Origin of the sequence: Methylomonas sp. ZR1, from assembly GCF_013141865.1 — a bacterium.
Lineage (GTDB): Bacteria > Pseudomonadota > Gammaproteobacteria > Methylococcales > Methylomonadaceae > Methylomonas.
In genome coordinates this window covers 2928313-2946654 of sequence record NZ_RCST01000001.1, presented here as the reverse complement: position 1 = coordinate 2946654, position 18342 = coordinate 2928313, and the positions used below count along the sequence as shown (strand labels likewise).

General features: G+C 48.7%; 19 protein-coding genes and 1 pseudogene. 10 read left to right on the top strand and 10 right to left on the bottom strand.

The features are described from left to right. Positions 1–18: 18 nt before the first annotated feature. From DDY07_RS13260 to DDY07_RS24470, 5 genes are all read right to left on the bottom strand, one after another. On the bottom strand, positions 19–1398 hold the full coding sequence (locus DDY07_RS13260) for a TraB/VirB10 family protein (RefSeq protein WP_171696227.1): 1380 nt from the start codon (positions 1396–1398) through the stop codon (positions 19–21). Further along, a complete protein-coding gene (locus DDY07_RS13255; protein ID WP_171696226.1) occupies positions 1398–2363 on the bottom strand; it encodes a type-F conjugative transfer system secretin TraK in 966 nt (321 codons plus the stop codon). Before DDY07_RS13255 ends, DDY07_RS13260 begins: the two co-directional genes overlap by 1 nt. Continuing rightward, positions 2360–2971 carry a TraE/TraK family type IV conjugative transfer system protein gene (locus DDY07_RS13250; RefSeq protein ID WP_064007112.1) on the bottom strand — a complete coding sequence of 204 codons (612 nt, stop codon included), beginning with the start codon at positions 2969–2971 and terminating at the stop codon, positions 2360–2362. The genes DDY07_RS13255 and DDY07_RS13250 overlap by 4 nt, the downstream gene beginning before the upstream one ends. Beyond that, positions 2968–3249, bottom strand: a complete 282-nt coding sequence (gene traL, locus DDY07_RS13245) for a type IV conjugative transfer system protein TraL (RefSeq protein ID WP_064007111.1) — start codon at positions 3247–3249, stop codon at positions 2968–2970. Before traL ends, DDY07_RS13250 begins: the two co-directional genes overlap by 4 nt. A gap of 298 nt (positions 3250–3547) precedes the next feature. Continuing rightward, positions 3548–3730, bottom strand: a complete 183-nt coding sequence (locus DDY07_RS24470) for an IS3 family transposase (protein ID WP_171696225.1) — start codon at positions 3728–3730, stop codon at positions 3548–3550. Between the two features lie 702 nt (positions 3731–4432). Here DDY07_RS24470 and DDY07_RS13235 point away from each other — a divergent pair. From DDY07_RS13235 to tnpA, 6 genes and pseudogenes are all read left to right on the top strand, one after another. After that, entirely contained in the window at positions 4433–5131 is a 699-nt protein-coding gene (locus DDY07_RS13235) for an isochorismatase family protein (protein ID WP_064007109.1), read from the top strand. A 117-nt stretch (positions 5132–5248) separates the two neighbouring features. After that, entirely contained in the window at positions 5249–6040 is a 792-nt protein-coding gene (locus DDY07_RS13230; protein ID WP_064007108.1) for a type 1 glutamine amidotransferase domain-containing protein, read from the top strand. Positions 6041–6073: 33 nt separating this feature from the next. Then, positions 6074–6550, top strand: a complete 477-nt coding sequence (locus tag DDY07_RS13225; protein WP_064007107.1) for a DUF4437 domain-containing protein — start codon at positions 6074–6076, stop codon at positions 6548–6550. A gap of 220 nt (positions 6551–6770) precedes the next feature. Continuing rightward, a complete protein-coding gene (locus DDY07_RS13220; RefSeq protein WP_157203924.1) occupies positions 6771–7064 on the top strand; it encodes a hypothetical protein in 294 nt (97 codons plus the stop codon). A gap of 102 nt (positions 7065–7166) precedes the next feature. Then, the gene (locus tag DDY07_RS13215; RefSeq protein ID WP_064007105.1) at positions 7167–7799 is read left to right on the top strand and encodes a TetR/AcrR family transcriptional regulator; all 633 of its coding nucleotides are present in this window, start codon (positions 7167–7169) and stop codon (positions 7797–7799) included. Positions 7800–8098: 299 nt separating this feature from the next. Further along, a pseudogene (gene tnpA / locus DDY07_RS13210) lies at positions 8099–8520 on the top strand (IS200/IS605 family transposase). A gap of 351 nt (positions 8521–8871) precedes the next feature. On the opposite strand, the gene DDY07_RS13205 reads toward tnpA, so the two are convergent. From DDY07_RS13205 to DDY07_RS13185, 5 genes are all read right to left on the bottom strand, one after another. After that, complete coding sequence (locus DDY07_RS13205) at positions 8872–9357, bottom strand: methylated-DNA--[protein]-cysteine S-methyltransferase (RefSeq protein ID WP_064007104.1); 486 nt, start codon at positions 9355–9357, stop codon at positions 8872–8874. Beyond that, the gene (locus DDY07_RS13200) at positions 9354–9785 is read right to left on the bottom strand and encodes a DUF1489 family protein (RefSeq protein WP_064007103.1); all 432 of its coding nucleotides are present in this window, start codon (positions 9783–9785) and stop codon (positions 9354–9356) included. Before DDY07_RS13200 ends, DDY07_RS13205 begins: the two co-directional genes overlap by 4 nt. 213 nt (positions 9786–9998) lie before the next feature. Then, positions 9999–10511 carry a DUF1993 family protein gene (locus DDY07_RS13195; RefSeq protein WP_064007151.1) on the bottom strand — a complete coding sequence of 171 codons (513 nt, stop codon included), beginning with the start codon at positions 10509–10511 and terminating at the stop codon, positions 9999–10001. Positions 10512–10522: 11 nt separating this feature from the next. Continuing rightward, complete coding sequence (locus tag DDY07_RS13190; protein WP_064007102.1) at positions 10523–11407, bottom strand: DNA-3-methyladenine glycosylase; 885 nt, start codon at positions 11405–11407, stop codon at positions 10523–10525. A 162-nt stretch (positions 11408–11569) separates the two neighbouring features. Further along, positions 11570–11998, bottom strand: coding sequence for a helix-turn-helix domain-containing protein (locus DDY07_RS13185; RefSeq protein WP_064007101.1), 429 nt, complete (start codon positions 11996–11998; stop codon positions 11570–11572). Between the two features lie 205 nt (positions 11999–12203). Here DDY07_RS13185 and DDY07_RS13180 point away from each other — a divergent pair, with 205 nt between their 5' ends. From DDY07_RS13180 to DDY07_RS13165, 4 genes are read left to right on the top strand one after another with little or no spacing between them, the layout of a single operon-like run. Continuing rightward, on the top strand, positions 12204–12356 hold the full coding sequence (locus tag DDY07_RS13180) for a hypothetical protein (RefSeq protein ID WP_171696224.1): 153 nt from the start codon (positions 12204–12206) through the stop codon (positions 12354–12356). Positions 12357–12382: 26 nt separating this feature from the next. Beyond that, the gene (locus DDY07_RS13175) at positions 12383–13645 is read left to right on the top strand and encodes an efflux RND transporter periplasmic adaptor subunit (RefSeq protein WP_231886512.1); all 1263 of its coding nucleotides are present in this window, start codon (positions 12383–12385) and stop codon (positions 13643–13645) included. Positions 13646–13650: 5 nt separating this feature from the next. Beyond that, a complete protein-coding gene (locus DDY07_RS13170; RefSeq protein ID WP_064007099.1) occupies positions 13651–16797 on the top strand; it encodes an efflux RND transporter permease subunit in 3147 nt (1048 codons plus the stop codon). Then, positions 16757–18232, top strand: a complete 1476-nt coding sequence (locus tag DDY07_RS13165) for an efflux transporter outer membrane subunit (RefSeq protein WP_253734480.1) — start codon at positions 16757–16759, stop codon at positions 18230–18232. Before DDY07_RS13170 ends, DDY07_RS13165 begins: the two co-directional genes overlap by 41 nt. Positions 18233–18342: the final 110 nt, after the last annotated feature.

The window sequence follows — 18342 nt, the reverse complement described above, 5'->3', positions numbered from 1 at the left end:
TGGAGTTGGGTTAAAGAATCAGCTCGGCGACTTCAGCTTCAGCGCCGTGCCTTTTTGCACGATGAAGTTGACCTGGCGGGTGGCATCGACTTCGATGACTGGGTAAATCTCCTCGGCCATGTCCATGTAAAAGTGCGACAGACGCTCCATGGCATAACCAGCGCCTTTCAACGCTCCGCCTTCCATCGACTGCGAGGAAAAGGCGCTTTGGAACGGTGTGGTACCGGATAGCGCGCCTATGCCGCCGGTCATCAGCACCGGAATCTGATTACGACCGAAGGCATCGGAAAATCCGCGTAGGAAACCGGCCATCATCGATTGGGCGAGTAGCGCACCCTGTTTGGACACTACTCGCCCACGCACCCCGTTTTTGCCGTCTTCGCCGGTGGCATAGGCATTCATCGGCACTTCGATCACGCCACCATCTTGGCGAACGCATGAAAAGGTCTCACCGCGAAAGTAGGCCCGCTCAGCGCTCAAGTCGCCAAAGCCAGCGGCCAGCAGAAAGCACTCCCGCACATCGGCATGGAAACGGTTAGGTAGAATGGCTTCCTTCTTGATCCGGAACAGCACCGGCATGGGTTCTTTCTTGGCTTTTTTGCCGGTCGGGGCATCGAGGCCATTCAACAACACGCCGGTCAAAATACTGCCGGCGGGGATGAAGACATCGCTGCTGGCGTGATCACGGTTCGAGCGGCCTCGACCCTCGCTAGGGGCTGCGTCTTTGTCTTTACCATTGGACTGCTCAGCGCCTTCCTGGATGACCCGAATTTGCATCGCCGCCGGCGCTTGGTTATTAGCTCGTGCTCCTGAGACGCCGGTATTGCTAGCAGTCGGTGCGGGAATAGCGGCTTGCTCGAACACGCGGTTGAGATCGTCTTGCCCGTTGTCGAAGGGCGGATTGCTCGGGCGGCGGTATGACGGTCTTCCCGGTGCCGTTGGCTCCACAGCAGGTTGATTGGCGTCGCCAGGGTTGCCAGCCACTGCCGTTGTAGACGCTTTGTTCTTCAACGTCTCAACTTCACCGGTGACCGCTTGAAGCTTGGCTTCATAGGCTTCCCGCTCCGCGGTAGTCCATTGTTTGAAACGCGTTTCGTCGGATTGCTGTTCGCGCTTTTGTTGTTCCTCGATAGCCGCCAGACGACGGGCTTGTTCCTCGTTCTTCTGCAGCAGATCGCGCAATTGCGCGGAAATGCCGTCGATCCCCAGCGAGCGAGGATCGCTATCGGTCAGGATGTGTTGGATGGTGGCCTGTTTACTCTGCGGCTTGCTGACTTCCGGGGTAATGGTGGCCAGCGCGATGATGACGGCCAATACCACGGTACCGATGCTGCCGACGGCCAGATTGCGTTTGGCGGCCGGACTCAAGCGTGTCCACCAATTATCGACGCTGGCCATTAGGGTTGGCCTCCGCTCAGTAACGATGGACGTAAACTGGATGACGCCTCAAACGATTGTCGGACCACGACATACAATTCGGTCGCTTCCTGCGGTTTCAACACTACGTTTGGCCAAACTGAAACGGCCAGCACGTCCTGTTGCGTCGTCGCACAACTGCGTTCGTCTAACTCGAGCATGTCGCCGCCGATATTCTTGGCAAGACCCACCAGAATCAGCCGGTCCTGGCCTTCCAGAACTTGGCCGGTTTTGATCTGGACGCGGTCTTGCAGGCAGCGAATCTGTTCCTGCGGTTTTGGGTCGCGTAGCGAATACCCGGCTGGGGTCTTTTGCAAACCCAAATCCCGAAACAAGGCTTTCAGTTGGCTGATGTAGGCTTGTTCCTGTTGGCCCGAGGTTCGATTTGCCGTGTCGGCGCGCTGCCATTGATTCAGCAACTGATAGCTGTCCTTATCCAGATCGAGGTGGATTTCCCGCGCCGGAATGCGTTTGGGAATCAGGGTGAGCGATAGCGCAATGTCCTGGTTGTCACCGGGCGTGATGTATAAGGTGACCGGCGTTTCGTCGGCGGTGGCGACATAAACGATTTTGCCTTTGGTGCTGGTAGTAGCCTGGCTGGTGGTCGTGACTACCGGATGTTCGAACGGCGTGACCAGGCGATTCAAGTGGCCGACGGCAATTGGCATCAGTTCGTTGATGCCTGGTTTAACGGCAATGTGTTGTGGACCGATTGAAGTGGCGGTCGTTGATGCCGACGCCTGTTGCTTGGCCGCTTTCAAGATGCTGGCATCGACTGGGGGTAATTCAATGCCAAAATCTGGCTGCGATGGGACAACTGGCTGTGATGAGGAAGAATCTTCGGCCACAGTGGTTGCCGGTGGCAACACAGTCACGGGTAATTCATCCGCAGACAAGGCAGTGCTAACGGTCAGGAATAACAAAATTAGCGGAAATGAGCGATTCATGGTCGAGCCTCGCGGGTTTGGCCTTGCATTGCTTTCAGACGATCCAAGGTTCTGGGGGAATCCGGATACACGTCGATGTATTCCAGCCGGGGGCGATAGTTTTTAATGGCGATGATGAATTCGTAGGTACGGGGCTTCACGTCCGGTTTGGAACTGGGGCCCTGGCTTTTGAGTTCGCCACTGACAAAGACCTTGTTAGTCTCGGCTTCGTAGTCGACATGACGCGGGGTAAAACTGATCGCGACCCGATCCATTTTGATGGCCTTGATTTGATCGCTCATGGCATCCAGGACACTGCGGTAAATATCCGGCGCTAATAGCGGCTCGACCGCGGTTTTCAGAAAGTCGGCATTGGCCGGCGTGGTATTACCGAGGAGTTCAGCCAGGAACAAGCCCCACGATTCCTTGAACTCGCTGGATGCCTGGCTGCGCGTCACTTCGACTTCCTGGGTCAAGGTCGGTGGCACCAGAATGATGCTGCGTTCGGTTCGCCAGGCGGCCAGCGAGGTAATCACGCAAACGACGAGCAATCCTATGATGACGACGCGGCTAAACCGGTTCTCGGTCTCGTGCCCATCCCAGGTTTGCAGAAAATCCGACCATCTCATGGCAGAAATCGGCGAATGTAGGGATTGGGGATGGTTTGCGCGCGACTGGGCAACAAGCCCAGCCAATACAGCGCATGCAAGGTATAACCGTCAGGCCGGTTGTCGCGGAAACGCCGGTAGAATTTGACCGCGATGAATCCAAGCGCCAAGCCGGGGATGAACTGATCGATCAACATGCCGGTGAGCATGCTGACCATGAAGGGTACGATCTCGTCTGCACTCCACAACAGAATGTGGATCGGATCGTCTATCGATTGGGGAATGACAACGGGTTCCATAATGACCTCCGGTTGGGATGGTCATCATTGTGAAGACTAATTTGAGAAGGGCTTCTGCAGCTGACGACGAATTTGCGCTCAGCTGAAAGAATTGTATCTATATGATATTTTCAAATCTCTTACCAAAGAGTCTTTTAGCGAGATGTAAGGTGAACCGCAGCATAGACAGTGCTGGAGTCTTCGACCTCAGAGCCTTGCCAGGTTTTGACATAGGTGTAGTCCGCTACCCACACGGCATTCGGCCGCCCGGCGCTGAACTGCCGATTCGCGTGATCCAAGAGGCAAGCTGCATCGGCCTCTATGATCCGAGTTTTTTTACGGTTTTTCCGCGCATAATGCCCTTCAGCCCTAGGCTTCGCATCAGGCGTTCCACGGTACAACGTGCCACATCCCATGCTTGGCGCTTCAACTGAATCCGGACTTTACGAGCGCTGTAGTTTTGGCCGCTTTCATTCCAGACGAGGCGAACCTGTTGGCTCAAGACCTCGTCCTGCTCAACGTGGACAGAACGTAATGCGAAATTGGCTTTGCTGGCCGCATGCAGTTAATAAGCCGACGGGGTATTCGGCAATACTTAGCAGATCGGCTCGATCTCATAGACGCCCCGATGATCGTCTATGAAAGCTTTCATCGTTTGAACGAGCGAACGTATTCCACCCTTCGCAATTCATTTCTTGTTTCTAAATATACCCACTCATTCGCACATTTTCACCGCGTGTAATACTGGTCTCATTGTCAGTTGTTAAGCATGTACTCCACAAGAAATAGCCGATTAAAACTGTATCAAATAACGCCGATCTTACACTAATAATTGGGAGCAGCTAAAAGTGTCCTTAGCTGCGCGTATTTACGCCGTTAGCCGAGATTCAGGCCACCTGGTTTCAATTCCGTCTGCGGACCGATATTTCATCAACCAAATCATATGCGAATTCGGATTGAAAAAGTCTTGATTTTTTTAGATGATAGGTATTATCATTACTTTAGTGCAGACACATCATCTAAAAATGGCGACTCTTAGAGTAATACGCCTGATTTATTGAAGAACGTTGCTGCCACTGATCATGAAAGATCAGTTTGATTGGGTGCACATCTCGTTCGGAATCCATCAAGTTCGTTTGAGGGCCAATTGAAATGAGCACAGGTAAAACACGTTTTTAACGTCTCAACTTTTAGGATTTTTAAAATGGTTACCTTCACACATAACAATCCAGAAATGGAGCTCGAAAAAGGCCGTACCGCTTTGGTGCTGGTTGATATCCAAAACGATTTTCTCACCGATGGAGGCAAGTACAACGTCCTCATCGCGGAATTGATGAAGAAGAACAACGTGAATGACAAGCTGGAGACGCTATTGAAGACGTCGAAAGCCAATGGCATCCCGGTCTTCATGTCGCCGCATTACTTTTTCCCACATGACCATCATGGCCATCACGGTCATACCTATCTGGGGGCCATGGAAGATCTGGCTTTGAATGCTGGCGTTGTGGCTCGTCAGAGCGCACTCAGCTTCGAAGGGGTACAGGGCTCTGGCGCCGATGTACCGGAGCGCTTTAAGAAGTACATGGAAGATGAAAACACTACCATCACGTCACGCCATGTCTCCTATGCACCAACCAATGATCTGGTGCTGATGTTGCGCCGCCGCGGTATCGAGAAAGTGATAATGGCCGGTCCGGTTGCCAATCTGTGTGTTGAAGATCACATGCGCAATCTCATCCAAAACGGCTTCGAAGTTGCCATGGTGCGCGACGCTGTGGCCGCAGCAGCTAACGAAGAAGGTTCTGGTTACGACGCGGCAATGATCAATTGGCGCTTCATGGCCAACGCAGTGTGGACAGCGGAAGTGACCGTCCGCCGGATGATTGAAATAGGCAAAGCCTGAGCCCTCGCTCTGGCAACAGCTGTTAGATCGGAGCGGCAATCTCGGTTGCCTCGATCAGCAAATCCTCGATTAAGTAACACCATTTAACGGCATCAAATTTATATATTAGGAGTTTATATGAGCAAGGGCACTATTCTCGTCGTCGGTTCCAATGCAACTCAGCTGGAAGCAAAAACTGGCGGCACCATCACTATCGGTCAATTCCTCAATGAGACTGCGGTCCCTTTGAGGGCAATCGTAAAGGCCGGCTATGATTTCGTTCTGGCCACTCCGACCGGTGAAAAGCCGATCTTGGATCAAGATTCTGATGCGTTGATCTACTTCGCCAATGATGAAGCTGCACGCACCAATGCACGCGATTTCTTCAACAATAATCCGGCGATGAATGCAGTGCGTAGCCTGCGCTCGGTCATCGACGACGGCCTGGAACGTTTTGTTGGCATGTTCTTTCCAGGCGGCCATGCGCCGGTTGTTGATGTCATGCAAGACCCCGACGCACGCGAAGTTCTGAAACACTTTCATGCACACAACAAGCCGACGGCGGCAATTTGTCACGGCCCGATGGGCATCTTAGCTGCACTGGAAAATTCACGCGAATTCCGTACCGCGTTGCTTGCAGGCGACCAAGCAAAAGCCCGTGATCTGGCAAAGGACTGGCTATACGCCGGCTATCGCATGACCGTTTTCTCGCGTAGCGAAGAGGAATATGCAGAGAACAATGTTTTCAAAGCAAAGCTTTTTTTCAACATGCCAGATGCACTTGAAGCTGCTGGTGGCGAGGTCATCACGACTGAAGAGAACTTCACCTCTCACGTTGTCGTGGATCGTGAACTGATTACCGCTCAGAACCCGATGTCAGATCACGAACTGGCAACCAAGTTCATTGCTGCGCTGAATAAGGTCGCATAACTTCACCCGGAAGGCTGAAAGGAGAATTTGATCATGAAAAACAACATGGTAATGGTCATCGCTTTGATAGCGCTGGCATTTGTGGCCGTATCCAAAGCCAAGGCAGAAGAAGTATTTCCGCCGACGAAAGGCGGAAAATCAATCTCGATACCTTCGAGCGAGCTGAAGTTCCAATCTACGGGGCTGAAGGGCGAGGACGGCAGCGAGATTCTGGTAGTCGACGGTTATGGCGACCAAAAAGATAGTGCGCATGGAACTTTTATGAAGTTTTCATATGGCTTCAAGAGTCCTGCGCATAGCTATACGTATGACTACTACGGAGTGGTAATCAAGGATGAAATGGAGAACTACAGTCCCAACAAGGAGCTCGTCAAGATGGGGCCAGGATCTTATTGGTATCAACGCGGCTTGGAAGCGCACATCACGGAATGCTTGAGCAACGATGGGTGTATCGCCTGGGTTGTACAGAGTCAGAAGTTCGATGCGCAGATCCCGCCCATGACCGAATGAAGTCGCTTAACACAGGGCTAGGCTGCAGTTTCGGCGCCTCGGCAGCTTTTCGCAGCAGCGCTTCTCTCAGGCATTGGCTGGTCTGTCTTGGGTGCCGTCGCCGTCGCTGCAGTGGCTGGACGTTTGGCTGTGGGGGTGGCGGTCTTCAGCCAAGTCGAATTGGCGTGTTATTGCTGTTGCTTCATATAGCCTACTGACGCAGGCAATAGGCTGTACGCTTTTGGCATTCGCCGATGGCCACAACATTTTAGATGTGTTGTCATTCGGATTGGGCGTCGGAAATGCAATTTCGATTCCGTCAGTGATTGCAAATTTTGAATTCTCCGAGTCGCGTGCTTCGCGGGCCGTTGCTCTGATCGTTGCAATCTCCCAGGGAGCATATGCACTAGCGCCAGCCCTATCTGGGCTGTTGCGGCAAGCATTTAGTAATCAGAGCATTTTTGAAGTTGCGTTGCTTGTTCAGCTGCTGGCGATCATTGCTTATCTCCAAGGCGACAAAACGAGCATTAAGTGATCAAAGCTTGAAGTATTTTAGATATATATTATCATCTAAAACATAGAGATCGTTGTTTTTAGATCCAACTCCTGTACCGAGGTGGTTTGAAAGGAAAATGTAATGAAGAAGTCGAAAGCTGAGACGATTGAGACGCATAAACGCATCGTTGAGGTTGCTGCACAGGCTTTTAAGAAGAAAGGCATTGATGCGACTGGAGTGGCCGAAATTATGCTCGCTGCGGGATTGACGCATGGGGCGTTCTATCGGCATTTCTCTTCAAAAGAAGCGTTGGTTGCTGAAGCCGCCGGGGTCAGTATGGACGTTTTCGTCGAAGCTGCGCGATCAGCTGCTGAAAAGGGACCATCGGATTTTGTTCGTTACCTTCAGAATTATTTGACATCTGAGTTTCGCGACGGCGAACTGGGCGGTTGTCCAGTGATCCAAATGGGAAGTGAGCTGGCGCGTGCCGAAACGTCTACGCGCGAAGGTGTTGCCAGCGGACTAAAGCAGTTGATCGACATCGCCATTGATGTAGCTGGCGAAGACTCCGACGCTTCGGCAAAAGATGATGCAATATTTACGCTTTCCGCGATGATTGGTGCCATCACGATGTCGAGGCTCATCGAAGACGCAAAGCTGTCAAAATACATTCTCGATGTGATGAATCATCGCCTTCTGGAGCAGTCGAAAAAAAACCCTACAAAGATGCCTGCTTTTGAAAGCGCCGCACGCAAAAAGAAAGTCGCTCAATAATGGTTACTGCCGGAAGCGAGGCAAGATTTATCGCGAACGCCATTCATTGTTAACAGCCATTGTGTAAGATGCAACCAGATAGATGCGGTTTCCCAGATAATGATTATGAATGCCAAGCCAGCGGAAAAGCAGGCTTGGCATTTTTGTTAGATCTACTTCGAAAGTGTCGGCGTACTCATTAACCAATCATGAGAAATCCCCCGGCTCTGCCGGGGAGACAGCCGAAGTTTGACATTTAGAGGAGTCCACCAGGACACTCGAGAGCGTGAGCCGCCAAGCACACGACAGAGGAGAACCTGATGGACGAGAACGAGAGCTTAAGCCACTCCAAATGGGAGTGCAAATATCATGTGGTGTTTATCCCGAAGTGTCGACGAAAGACGTTGTATAAGGCGTTGCGAAAGCATTTAGGTGAAGTTTTCCGAAGGCTAGCGAGCCAAAAGGAGAGCCGGATATTGGAAGGGCATTTGATGTCGGATCATGTGCATATGTTGATTTCGATTCCGCCCAAATATGCAGTGTCGCAGGTCATTGGTTATATCAAAGGGAAGAGTGCGATTCATTTGGCCCGGGTTTATGGCGAAAAGAAGCGTAACTTTGTCGGACAGCATTTTTGGGCGCGAGGCTAACAGTGGGTCGTGATGAAACGATGATTCGGGACTATATCCGGCATCAAGAGCATGAAGACCAGCGAGTTGAGCAAATGAACCTTTGGCAATGAGTCGCCGCCTATTGGCGGCCAGTTCTAAAGGGCCGCGTTAGCGACCCTATTTACCGCTTTGAGCGGTTCACACCATAAAGCCCCCGGCTTTGCCGGGGGATATTTACTCTGCCAGAATCTATCCCTTAGAGCTATTTAATATGTATATCTGGGTCCCAACGGAGGAAACCTTTTTCCAGCAACTTTCAGCCGAAGACTTAGTACTGAATAACGCTGAGATAGCTCTTAATGTTTAGTTAAAGTGAGCAATAATTTTATACTACCCAGACAATGGCTTATCGGACGAAAATCCGGTAAATCAAATTAAATCAAATCAAATCAATCTGGGTTCACTATCTGCCCGAAGACGGTCTATGTTTCCGGATTTTCAATCTCGATCAGATAAGCCTTTGCTTTCAACCCACCGGCAAAGCCTGTAAGTTCACCATTGGAGCCAATTACTCGATGACACGGTATAACAATAGATATCGGATTGCGACCGTTAGCGGTTCCGACCGCTCGCGCTGCCTTTGGTTTGCCAATTTGTAGAGCGATTTGCCCGTAACTTCGGGTTTCGCCAAATGGGATTGTAAGTAGTGATTGCCATACTAGTTTTTGAAAATCCGTACCGACAAAATTAAGCGGCAACACGAATCGCTGCCGCTTTCCGGCAAAATATTGCTCCAGTTGCAAGCGAGTTTGTATCAATACCGGATTCGCATCATCTCGCTTCATCGAGCCAAGTGGCACGCGATTTGGATTGTCATTCGCCCACAAAATTGCCATCAAACCCTGATCACTGGCTACCAACTTTAATTCGCCTACTGGAGACTGAAATGCTGTAAAAACATAGCTCATTTTAAGTCTGACCCTGTAAACTCAATCAACATGGTTTCAAATATATCGTAAACATTGTTATCAATATCTGATGGAGCGTCCTTTGCTTCGAGATAACGCCATCCTTGAAATGGGCGGCGCGGATCTGGAGCTACACGGATCAGCTGTGGGTCATAAACAATCCCACAATGCTTTATGCCGTCATACATCATCGGCCGTAATTCAAGAATGCGGTTACGCGCCCTGATATGGCCTTTGATCACCCAATAAATAGAACCATTATCAAGCAACTCCCCTGCACGCTTAGGTGTGTGACGGGTAATGTGTATAAGCGTGCCGTTTTCTCCTTTGGCGGCTTTTTTACAAGCAAGTTGAACTTGCCATTCTTTAAGATCGTTAAAAGAATTTGTCCCTACAGCAACTTTGACTAGATGGATATGTTTGCTCATGTTGCACTCTCGTTATCGTGCGTGGTGATTAGTGCTGTAACAAAGACCACATTGTTTTATGGGATTACTGACTTGCTGCATGGCAGCCCGTTAATATAGGAGAGCTATGATTGCCTAACACAAGCTCTACTTAATCTAACTCAATAATTCGGAGAAATAGCAAAAGCTTAGTTAAAGCAAATTTTATTGTTCCATCTCGGAGTACTCGACTTCTTAACGAGTAATCTCAACAAAATTCATACTGCCCAAATAGTCCATTTTGCCGATTTCAACGCCATTGTGGCGAAGAATATTGTAGGCGGTTGTCAAATGAAAAAAGAAATTCGGAATGATAATTTGAAGAAGATAATCTTCTCCTCTAATAAGCTTGCCAGGTTGCCACGAAACCGTAATCATGTGTTCGCCAGCTCTCTCAAATTGCACTTCTTTTACGCTTTCTGCAAAGGTGATGGTTTTCTTGATACGATCACGAGCTTCTTCAATCGTTTGTTCAGTGTCCTCATGCTTTGGCGGCGTTTGGCCAGTTAGCCGAGCCGAACCTGCTTTAACATAATCGCACGCGCTAGTGACCTGATAGATGAAATCTTTCATGTCAGGCGCGAGGCGGCTATGCATGAGTATATTCACATCGAATTTCTTATCCGTTGCATATTGCTCAGCTTTATCAAGCCATGCCTCTATTTGTGTAAGGCTATGAATACATTGTGAAAGTATCTGATAGTACATGTGTCCCCCTTTTAGCATTTCAATTTGTTAGTGTGATTTTCAGATGACATTTTCCAAAGATGTATCACCGCATAGCTGCGATATGGCCGCCATAACTGTGATAACTCTTCTGCCTCTTGAGCAGTCACGCCGCCCAAAACATTGCGCACGGCGATATCTTCCTTCGGAAAGGCATCCGACCAGTTTAGGCCTCGCATAGCGATATTGTGAGCCGTCCACGGCCCGATCCCCGGTAGCTTAACCAGCTTTTCAATTGCTGTTTCTGGCTTTAATTTCGGCTCAAGAAGGAATCCTTCCGAAACAAAGGCTTGAGCCATCACAATAATACATTTGGCGCGTGCACTCACAATACCGAGCTCAGCAATAGCGTCCACCGTTGCCCTGGCGACCGTTTCTGCCTGTACGGTTAGTCGAGAGAGTTCGGGAAATGGCGTGATAATATTTTCGCCAAAAGCATTCGTAAATCGATAGAAAATGGCAGTGGCGGCTCTCACAGTGATCTGCTGACTAAGTATGGTACGAATCGCCATTTCAAATTCGTCAAATGCACCAAGAACGCGCAGGCCGGGATGTTTTGCTATGCTGGTTTTGAGCAACTTATGTTTTATGAGATGCGCATTGATTAGATCGGGATCTGCCGCAAGATCAAACAGCTTGTGTAAACGATTCTGCAATGCTGGCTGCGCCGGCAATAAAGACGGCGAATATTCCATCTTTAGCGAATGCGTCTCTGGCACATGAGATACCTTGATCCATCCAAAATGCTTGCCGATTCGCACAGTGCGCAAATAACATTCGTCCGTAACCAACTCCACTCCTTTAATTGACCGAGCTTTCAAGAACTCCAATGTTTCTATCCAATCAAACGGGTACTTATAAGGATATAGCTCGTTCATAGCTTCATATTACTCGCAGGTGAGAAATTTGATTGAGGCAATAGCTAATTAAAATTTGGTTTTGAGCCGATGCAATCACGGTAGTTAGATTAGATCTAATGTATTTAGAAATTGTCATACGAAATTCCAAGGAGAGGCAGGCCACTAGCGAGCACAAGTATTTCAAACGTGATCGGCACATCGTTTTTCTGCATTCACAACGTTTGATGAAATCTCTTTGCGAGTTGTCTTTTCAACCAATTGCTCATCAGTGCCATTAGGTGATGCGTATTCATTGCCCCAAACCATAATCATCGCCAAGACGGGCATGAAATCCTGACCCATCGAGGTCAGAACATATTGCGCACGCAACGGATTGTCTTGGTAGATTTTTTTTACCACCAGCCCTTCTTCGACCAGCATCGAAAGCCGTTTGCTCAGTGTAGCGGGAGAAATTTCCAGATTTTCTCTAAATTCTTCATAGCGTGTTAGGCCTTGGCCTAGGTCACGCAAAATTAATAGGCTCCAGGAGTCACCTATTTTGTCAATTGCTCTTGAAATTGAGCACATGTCTCGATGCTTTTCACATGTTTTTTTGTCTTTGCCTTTCATAAGCCCCTCTCAATAAATGACTTCGTATCGTTAATAGGCAATAAAACTATAGCAACTACATTACACATAGTCAATACAAAAAAAATATTGACAGCAAAAACAATAGTATCTACACTAATTGCAGTCGCTTCAAAAAATGAAGCGAAATGAGAAGGAAAGATTATGAATTATAAGAGAAAAATTTTTTATTTCAGGGTTGTTAGATATGTTCGTTAGCTTATCTGGCGATGTTTTAAAAGCAGCATTTGTAGGCGAGCCAGGTGAATTTATCTGGCTTGCAGTGTCGAAATTTACAGATCTGAAGGCAAAGCAAGTCAATGACGCCATCATCGATAACTACCTCCGTAGAGTCTTTTAAACAAACAATATTCAAAAGGGCATTTTATGAATAACGAAGCTTCTCAACGTTCAAACTTCGAACCGTACGTTTCTCAGCCTAACTCACCGAACTATTCGCGGTTAATTAAAAAGGCCTCAAGCGGAAAAAAAATTAATCGTTTTGTCATTTTTAGCGTTGTCATGATGGGTGGCTATTGTGCGCACGAACTTTTTGCAACCGAAACAACTTTAGAGCAAGTTATGGATCCACCGAGCGTGATCGTTAGTTCTCCTTTGAAAGGAAATTTTGAAACTCACTTAAAGTTCCTTGGTCAGTTTGCTGCCGTTGAGCATGTTGAACTGCGTCCCCAGGTCGGCGGTACATTAGAAAAGATACATTTTAAAGACGGTGATCTCGTAAAAAAGGGCGATCCGCTTTTTACCATTGACCAGACTCCTTACGAAATCAGATACAGTCAAGCGACGGCTCAACTGGAAAATGCACAGGCAAAGCTGCAGTTGGCAAATCAAGAATTAACACGGGCAAAAGTTCTGAAAGAAACGGATGCCGGTACTACACAAAACGTAGAGCAACGTTTGGCCGATCAACAAGCCGCTTCTGCTTTAGTAAACGTAGCAAAGGCGCTGGTACGCGATGCAAAGTTCGATCTTGATCACGCGAGCATCATAGCTCCCTTCAGCGGAAAAATAGGCACGCACCAAGTATCGGTCGGCAACCTGATTGCAGGTAATCGCGCAGGTACCGGGCCAACTACCTTACTGACCACCATCGTATCTCTCGACCCGATTTACCTAAATTTCGATATGAGCGAAGCCGATTACCAAACCTTCCAACGTCAGCGCATGACCGAGAAAGGCGAGTTGGCTAGCAAAGTTTATGTGGATCTCGGTGACGCAAAACTGAATCGCACAGGAACACTGGATTTCGTAGATAACGCCATCGACCGTTCCAGCGGCACCATCCGTGCTCGAGCCACAATTCCCAACAAAGATCTGTTACTCACTCCAGGCGGCTTCGCTCGTGTCCGCTTAGCTCTGACTTCAGCTGAATCAACCTTGTTGGTGCCGGATGCGGCGGCTACACCTGATCAATCCAACCATATCGTACTGACCGTCGATCACGATGGAACGGTGAAGCCTAAGCGAGTTGAAGTAGGTGACTTACATGATGGAATGCGCGTCATCAAATCGGGTATCGGCGCTAGTGACTTGGTGATTATCGAAGGTATGGCTTCGGCTGCTCCCGGCGCGAAAGTGAAGCCAATGAACGCGAAAACCGAATCCGTAAATCAAAAAAATAAAGAGTAATCAACATGAAACTGACACATTTCTTCATAGATCGCCCGCGTTTTGCGATAGTCATCAATATCTTCATCATCGTTTTCGGGTTGGCAGCGATGGTTAAATTACCGATCGCACAGTATCCGAGTATTGTTCCCACCACAATTCAAATTACGACCACATTTCCTGGTGCATCTGCAGATACCATTGCCCGCACTGTCGCGACGCCGCTTGAGCAAGCGATCAATGGCGTGGAGGGCATGGACTATATCACTAGCCAATCAACTAGTGATGGCAGGCTGGCGATTACTGTCATTTTTAAGGTTGGCACTGACGCCAATACCGCTCTGTTGCTGACGCGAAATCGTGTGCAGGACGTATTGACACGCTTGCCGCAAGAAGTGCAGCTGCAAGGCGTGCAGGTGAAAAAGACTATCCAATCGCTATTGCTAGGCGTACATGTTTATTCACCGGATGGGTCGCGTAGCGCCGAATATCTGTCAAATTACATGCTTCATGTTCGTGATGAGATCGCGCGTATTCCCGGTGTAGCTGATTTTTGGGCTTTGGGAGAACGTCAGTATGCGATGCGTATCTGGATTGATCCAGACAAAGCTGCAGCCTATAACATCAGCGCCAGCGAGATTATGAGCGCCCTTCGCGCCCAAAACGCACAGGTATCGACTGGTAATCTCAATGCCCCGCCAGTGGCGACCGATGCAGCTTTCCAGATCAACGTAGAAGCTCTCGGACGGTTAACTTCTCCTGATCAGTTTGCCGACATTATCGTCAAATCGGATAATCAAGGTCGCATCACTCGCATCCGTGATATTGGCCGAGCTGAAATTGGTTCTGTAGATTACGGTTCAATCGCTTATGCTGATAAGCATATTTCCGCACCTTGGTGGGTTATCCCGACACCTGACGCTAACGTAGTAGAGGTAGAGCACGCCATTTGGGATAAGATGGCCGAGCTTAAAAAATCCTTCCCGACCGGTGTTGATTATATCAACATTTACGATCCTACCACCTTCGTAAGCCAGTCGATTCATGAAGTAATCGAAACCATCTTTATCGCCATTATTCTTGTAGTCGGCGTGGTGTATCTCTTTCTTCAAAACTGGCGGGCTACTCTGATTCCCGTGGTAGCTATTCCCGTTTCTCTGGTCGGTGCCTTCACTATCCTCTCGATGTTTGGAATCTCTATCAATAATCTCTCGCTTTTCGGCCTCGTGCTAGCAGTAGGTATTGTGGTTGATGACGCTATTGTGGTGGTGGAAAACGTCGAACGCAATATGGCAACGGGTATGCTACCTAAAGAAGCCGCGCATCGCACGATGAACGAGGTGTCTGGCGCATTAATTGCTATTACTCTTACACTCTGCGCAGTTTTCGTACCTTTGGCCTTCGTCTTCGGAATTCCGGGGCTTTTCTTTAAACAGTTTGCGATCACAATTTCTGCTTCCACAATAATCTCGAGTTTTGTATCTCTCACGCTGAGCCCAGCGCTTTGCGCGATACTGCTAATACCGCATAAGACTGGCGAGTTATATGAGAAGCCACGCGGTGTAGCACGCTTTAAGAACCCTCTCTTCGACCACTTTAATCGTGGATTCGCATGGCTCTCGATCAGTTATGGCAATATGACCAGCCGTTTTGTGCGTGTTACTGCGAGTATTCTTATAGTTTATGTCGGGTTAATCAGCGTAACAGGCTTCCAAATGTCGCGTATGCCAACCGGCTTTATTCCGGATCAGGACATTGGGTATGAGGCGATCATCGTTATGTTACCGCCCGGTTCCAGCCTGTCCCGCACGGACGAAGTAGTACGTGAAGTCAATGATATGGCATTGAGCATTCCTGGCATAAAACATACATCGCCCACAGCTGGATTCGATGTGACGACAAATACAATTGCCTCTAATGTTGGGACGATCTTCACGTCACTTCCCTCACTTTACGGTGAGTATATACCCGGTACCACTGCTGCGGAAATGCTGGTGAAAATGCGCGAAAAATTCGCGGATTATAAGAAAGCCTATCTGATCGTAATCAATCCTCCTGCGGTACAGGGGTTGGGGGCGGCTGGTGGTTTTAAAATGATGATCCAAGATCGTGAAGGTCTTGGGCCACAAGCTCTCGCAAAAGCGACCAACGATCTCGTTGCTGCCGCGAATAAAGATAAAACCTTTGCTGGAGTGTTCACGCTATTTAATGCTGGTGCGCCGTCGCTTTATGCCGACATCGATCGCTTAAAGGCTGAAAAAGTCGGGCTCACGCCAACGGATGTGTTCTCGACTATTCAGTTATATCTTGGTTCGCAATATGTGAATGATTTCAATTATTTGGGTCGCACTTATCCCGTATTCGCCCAAGGGGATGCTGAATTCCGTAAAACTCCAGGAGATATTGGCAAATACAAAGTGAGAAATGCTGCCGGTGAAATGGTGCCGCTGAGCGCTGTGACCGATTTCAAAGAGCAATCCATGCCTTATCGCATCCCGCGTTACAACATGTTCCCAGCCGCGGAAATCATGGGCGCTGCTGCGCCAGGAATCGCTTCTGGTACGGCTATGGAGCGGATGGAAGAACTGGCTAAACAAACGCTTCCGCAAGGTATGTCGTTTGAATGGACAGAGCTTTCACATCAACAAGCGCAGCATGGCGTGCCTACACTGGCGATCTTTGCGGCTTCTGCCTTGTTCGTGTTCCTTGTTCTGGCTGCGCAGTATGAAAGCTGGCGTACACCGTTGGCAGTCGTGCTGATCGTACCTATGTGCTTGCTAGCAGCTATTATCGGGCTGGACATGCGGAGTATGCCGATCGACATTCTTGCGCAAATAGGCTTCATCGTACTGGTCGGGTTGGCTGCGAAAAACGCGATCTTGATAGTGGAATTCGCCAAGCACCATGAAGATCATGAAGGGCGGACGCCGGAAGATGCGGCAACGCTTTCGGCAAAAGAACGTCTGCGTCCGATCTTGATGACCTCATTTGCCTTCATCCTTGGCGTATTTCCTCTTGTAGTAGCCAAAGGTGCGGGTGCTGAAATGCGCCAATCCCTTGGAACCACAGTGTTCTTTGGAATGCTCGGAGTAACAGCGTTTGGACTCTTATTCACACCAGCGCTTTACGCCTTTGTACAAAAATTTAGCAAAAAGGAAATTAGTCATGACTAGTATGCTCAAAATATTTGTAGCTTTACTTGCTGGTTTATTTTTCAGCACAACTTTCTCTGGTTGCGCAGTAGGTCCGGATTATGTGGCTCCTAATATCGAATTAGTGCCATTTCACAATAAAGTCGAAGTTGTCGACAAGGAAATGGCTGTCTCACCTAGTTTAGATCGATGGTGGATGGGATTTAATGATTCAGAGTTGCTTAAAGTAGTGCAACGAGTGTTGGATCAGAATCTTTTTCTTGATGTAACGAAAGCAAGGGTAATTCAGGCGCGAGCTATCTCAGATGGAAGTAGCGCAAAGCTTCTGCCAACCATTGAGTTTAATGGCTCCGTTACCCGCCAGACTCTGAGCAAAGAGGGGCTGTTTGGCTCAATTGCTAGAAATTCACCTAACTTTAGCCGCGATTTTACCAATTTTACGATTGGACCTGCAGCAAGCTGGGAAATAGATTTTTTTGGTGGCTTGCAGCGCGGTGAAGCGGCATCAAAAGCGGAATTCCAAGCTTCAGAGGCAGATCAAGCTGGAGCACGAATCCTTGTCGTGGCAGATGCGGCGGATGCTTATTTCCAAATAAGAGGATATCAAGTACGTCTCAATATCGCAGAGCAGCAAATTAAAGATGATGAGCATCTTTTAAGCTTGGTACATGATCGCCATACTGCGGGGAGCGCTACCGGGCGAGAAGTTGCGCAGGCCGAGGCTCTTTTAAAACAGGCTCGCGCATCTGTTCCGTTGCTTCGAATTGGCCTTGAGCAACAGATGAACAGATTAGATGTTTTGATGGGTGTTCAGCCTGGCACATATATGAGAGAGTTGCATCCTGTTACTGAAATAGTGTTTCTTCCGACTATTCCTGGCGATCAACGTCCTGTTGATGTTTTGCGTCGTCGTCCAGACGTTATTGCGGCTGAACGACATCTTGCCGCTTCAAATGAAAGAATCGGTCAAGCTATTTCAGAATATTATCCCAAAATCTCGCTGTCTGGCCTACTAGGCTTCGATAGTATTTCGAGTGCTAATTTATTTACAGGTGGTGCATTTCAGGCTATTGCCAGAGGAACACTACGATGGCGTCTTTTCGACTTTGGCAAAATTGATGCCGAAGTGATGCGGGCAAAAGGGGCTAATGCCGAGGCGTTGACAGTGTACCGACAAGCTATTTTGCGCGCCGCTGAAGACGTAGAAAATTCGCTAGTCGTCTTTGCTCAAACACGAATTCATATTGATGAACAACAGGGCGAAGTACAAGCGTTGATGAAAGCCCGCGACCTCTCCGAGCAATCCTATAAAGCGGGTTCTATTACGTTGACCGATGTATTGGACGCGGATCGCCTGCTACTAGTAGCTCGTGATCAACTCAGCGCAAAGCAAGTGGATATAGCGCGCGCTGCCGTAGGCGTATTTCGCGCGTTAGGCGGTGGGTGGGATTCATAGTTTCATCAATTCGAAAAAAAACAAAGGGAAACAACCCGTGAAAATCTATGACCGTTAAGGCTTCTCAGACCCTATTTGGGTAAGAGCAAGCACGACTGTTATTAGATCAA

Coding starts and splice junctions, on each gene's coding strand:
- DDY07_RS13260 (WP_171696227.1), bottom strand. CDS start 1,398: ATGGCCAGCGTCGATAATTGGTGGACACGCTTGAGTCCGGCCGCCAAA.
- DDY07_RS13255 (WP_171696226.1), bottom strand. CDS start 2,363: ATGAATCGCTCATTTCCGCTAATTTTGTTATTCCTGACCGTTAGCACT.
- DDY07_RS13250 (WP_064007112.1), bottom strand. CDS start 2,971: ATGAGATGGTCGGATTTTCTGCAAACCTGGGATGGGCACGAGACCGAG.
- traL (WP_064007111.1), bottom strand. CDS start 3,249: ATGGAACCCGTTGTCATTCCCCAATCGATAGACGATCCGATCCACATT.
- DDY07_RS13235 (WP_064007109.1), top strand. CDS start 4,433: ATGGTTACCTTCACACATAACAATCCAGAAATGGAGCTCGAAAAAGGC.
- DDY07_RS13230 (WP_064007108.1), top strand. CDS start 5,249: ATGAGCAAGGGCACTATTCTCGTCGTCGGTTCCAATGCAACTCAGCTG.
- DDY07_RS13225 (WP_064007107.1), top strand. CDS start 6,074: ATGAAAAACAACATGGTAATGGTCATCGCTTTGATAGCGCTGGCATTT.
- DDY07_RS13215 (WP_064007105.1), top strand. CDS start 7,167: ATGAAGAAGTCGAAAGCTGAGACGATTGAGACGCATAAACGCATCGTT.
- DDY07_RS13205 (WP_064007104.1), bottom strand. CDS start 9,357: ATGAGCTATGTTTTTACAGCATTTCAGTCTCCAGTAGGCGAATTAAAG.
- DDY07_RS13200 (WP_064007103.1), bottom strand. CDS start 9,785: ATGAGCAAACATATCCATCTAGTCAAAGTTGCTGTAGGGACAAATTCT.
- DDY07_RS13195 (WP_064007151.1), bottom strand. CDS start 10,511: ATGTACTATCAGATACTTTCACAATGTATTCATAGCCTTACACAAATA.
- DDY07_RS13190 (WP_064007102.1), bottom strand. CDS start 11,407: ATGAACGAGCTATATCCTTATAAGTACCCGTTTGATTGGATAGAAACA.
- DDY07_RS13185 (WP_064007101.1), bottom strand. CDS start 11,998: ATGAAAGGCAAAGACAAAAAAACATGTGAAAAGCATCGAGACATGTGC.
- DDY07_RS13180 (WP_171696224.1), top strand. CDS start 12,204: ATGTTCGTTAGCTTATCTGGCGATGTTTTAAAAGCAGCATTTGTAGGC.
- DDY07_RS13175 (WP_231886512.1), top strand. CDS start 12,383: ATGAATAACGAAGCTTCTCAACGTTCAAACTTCGAACCGTACGTTTCT.
- DDY07_RS13170 (WP_064007099.1), top strand. CDS start 13,651: ATGAAACTGACACATTTCTTCATAGATCGCCCGCGTTTTGCGATAGTC.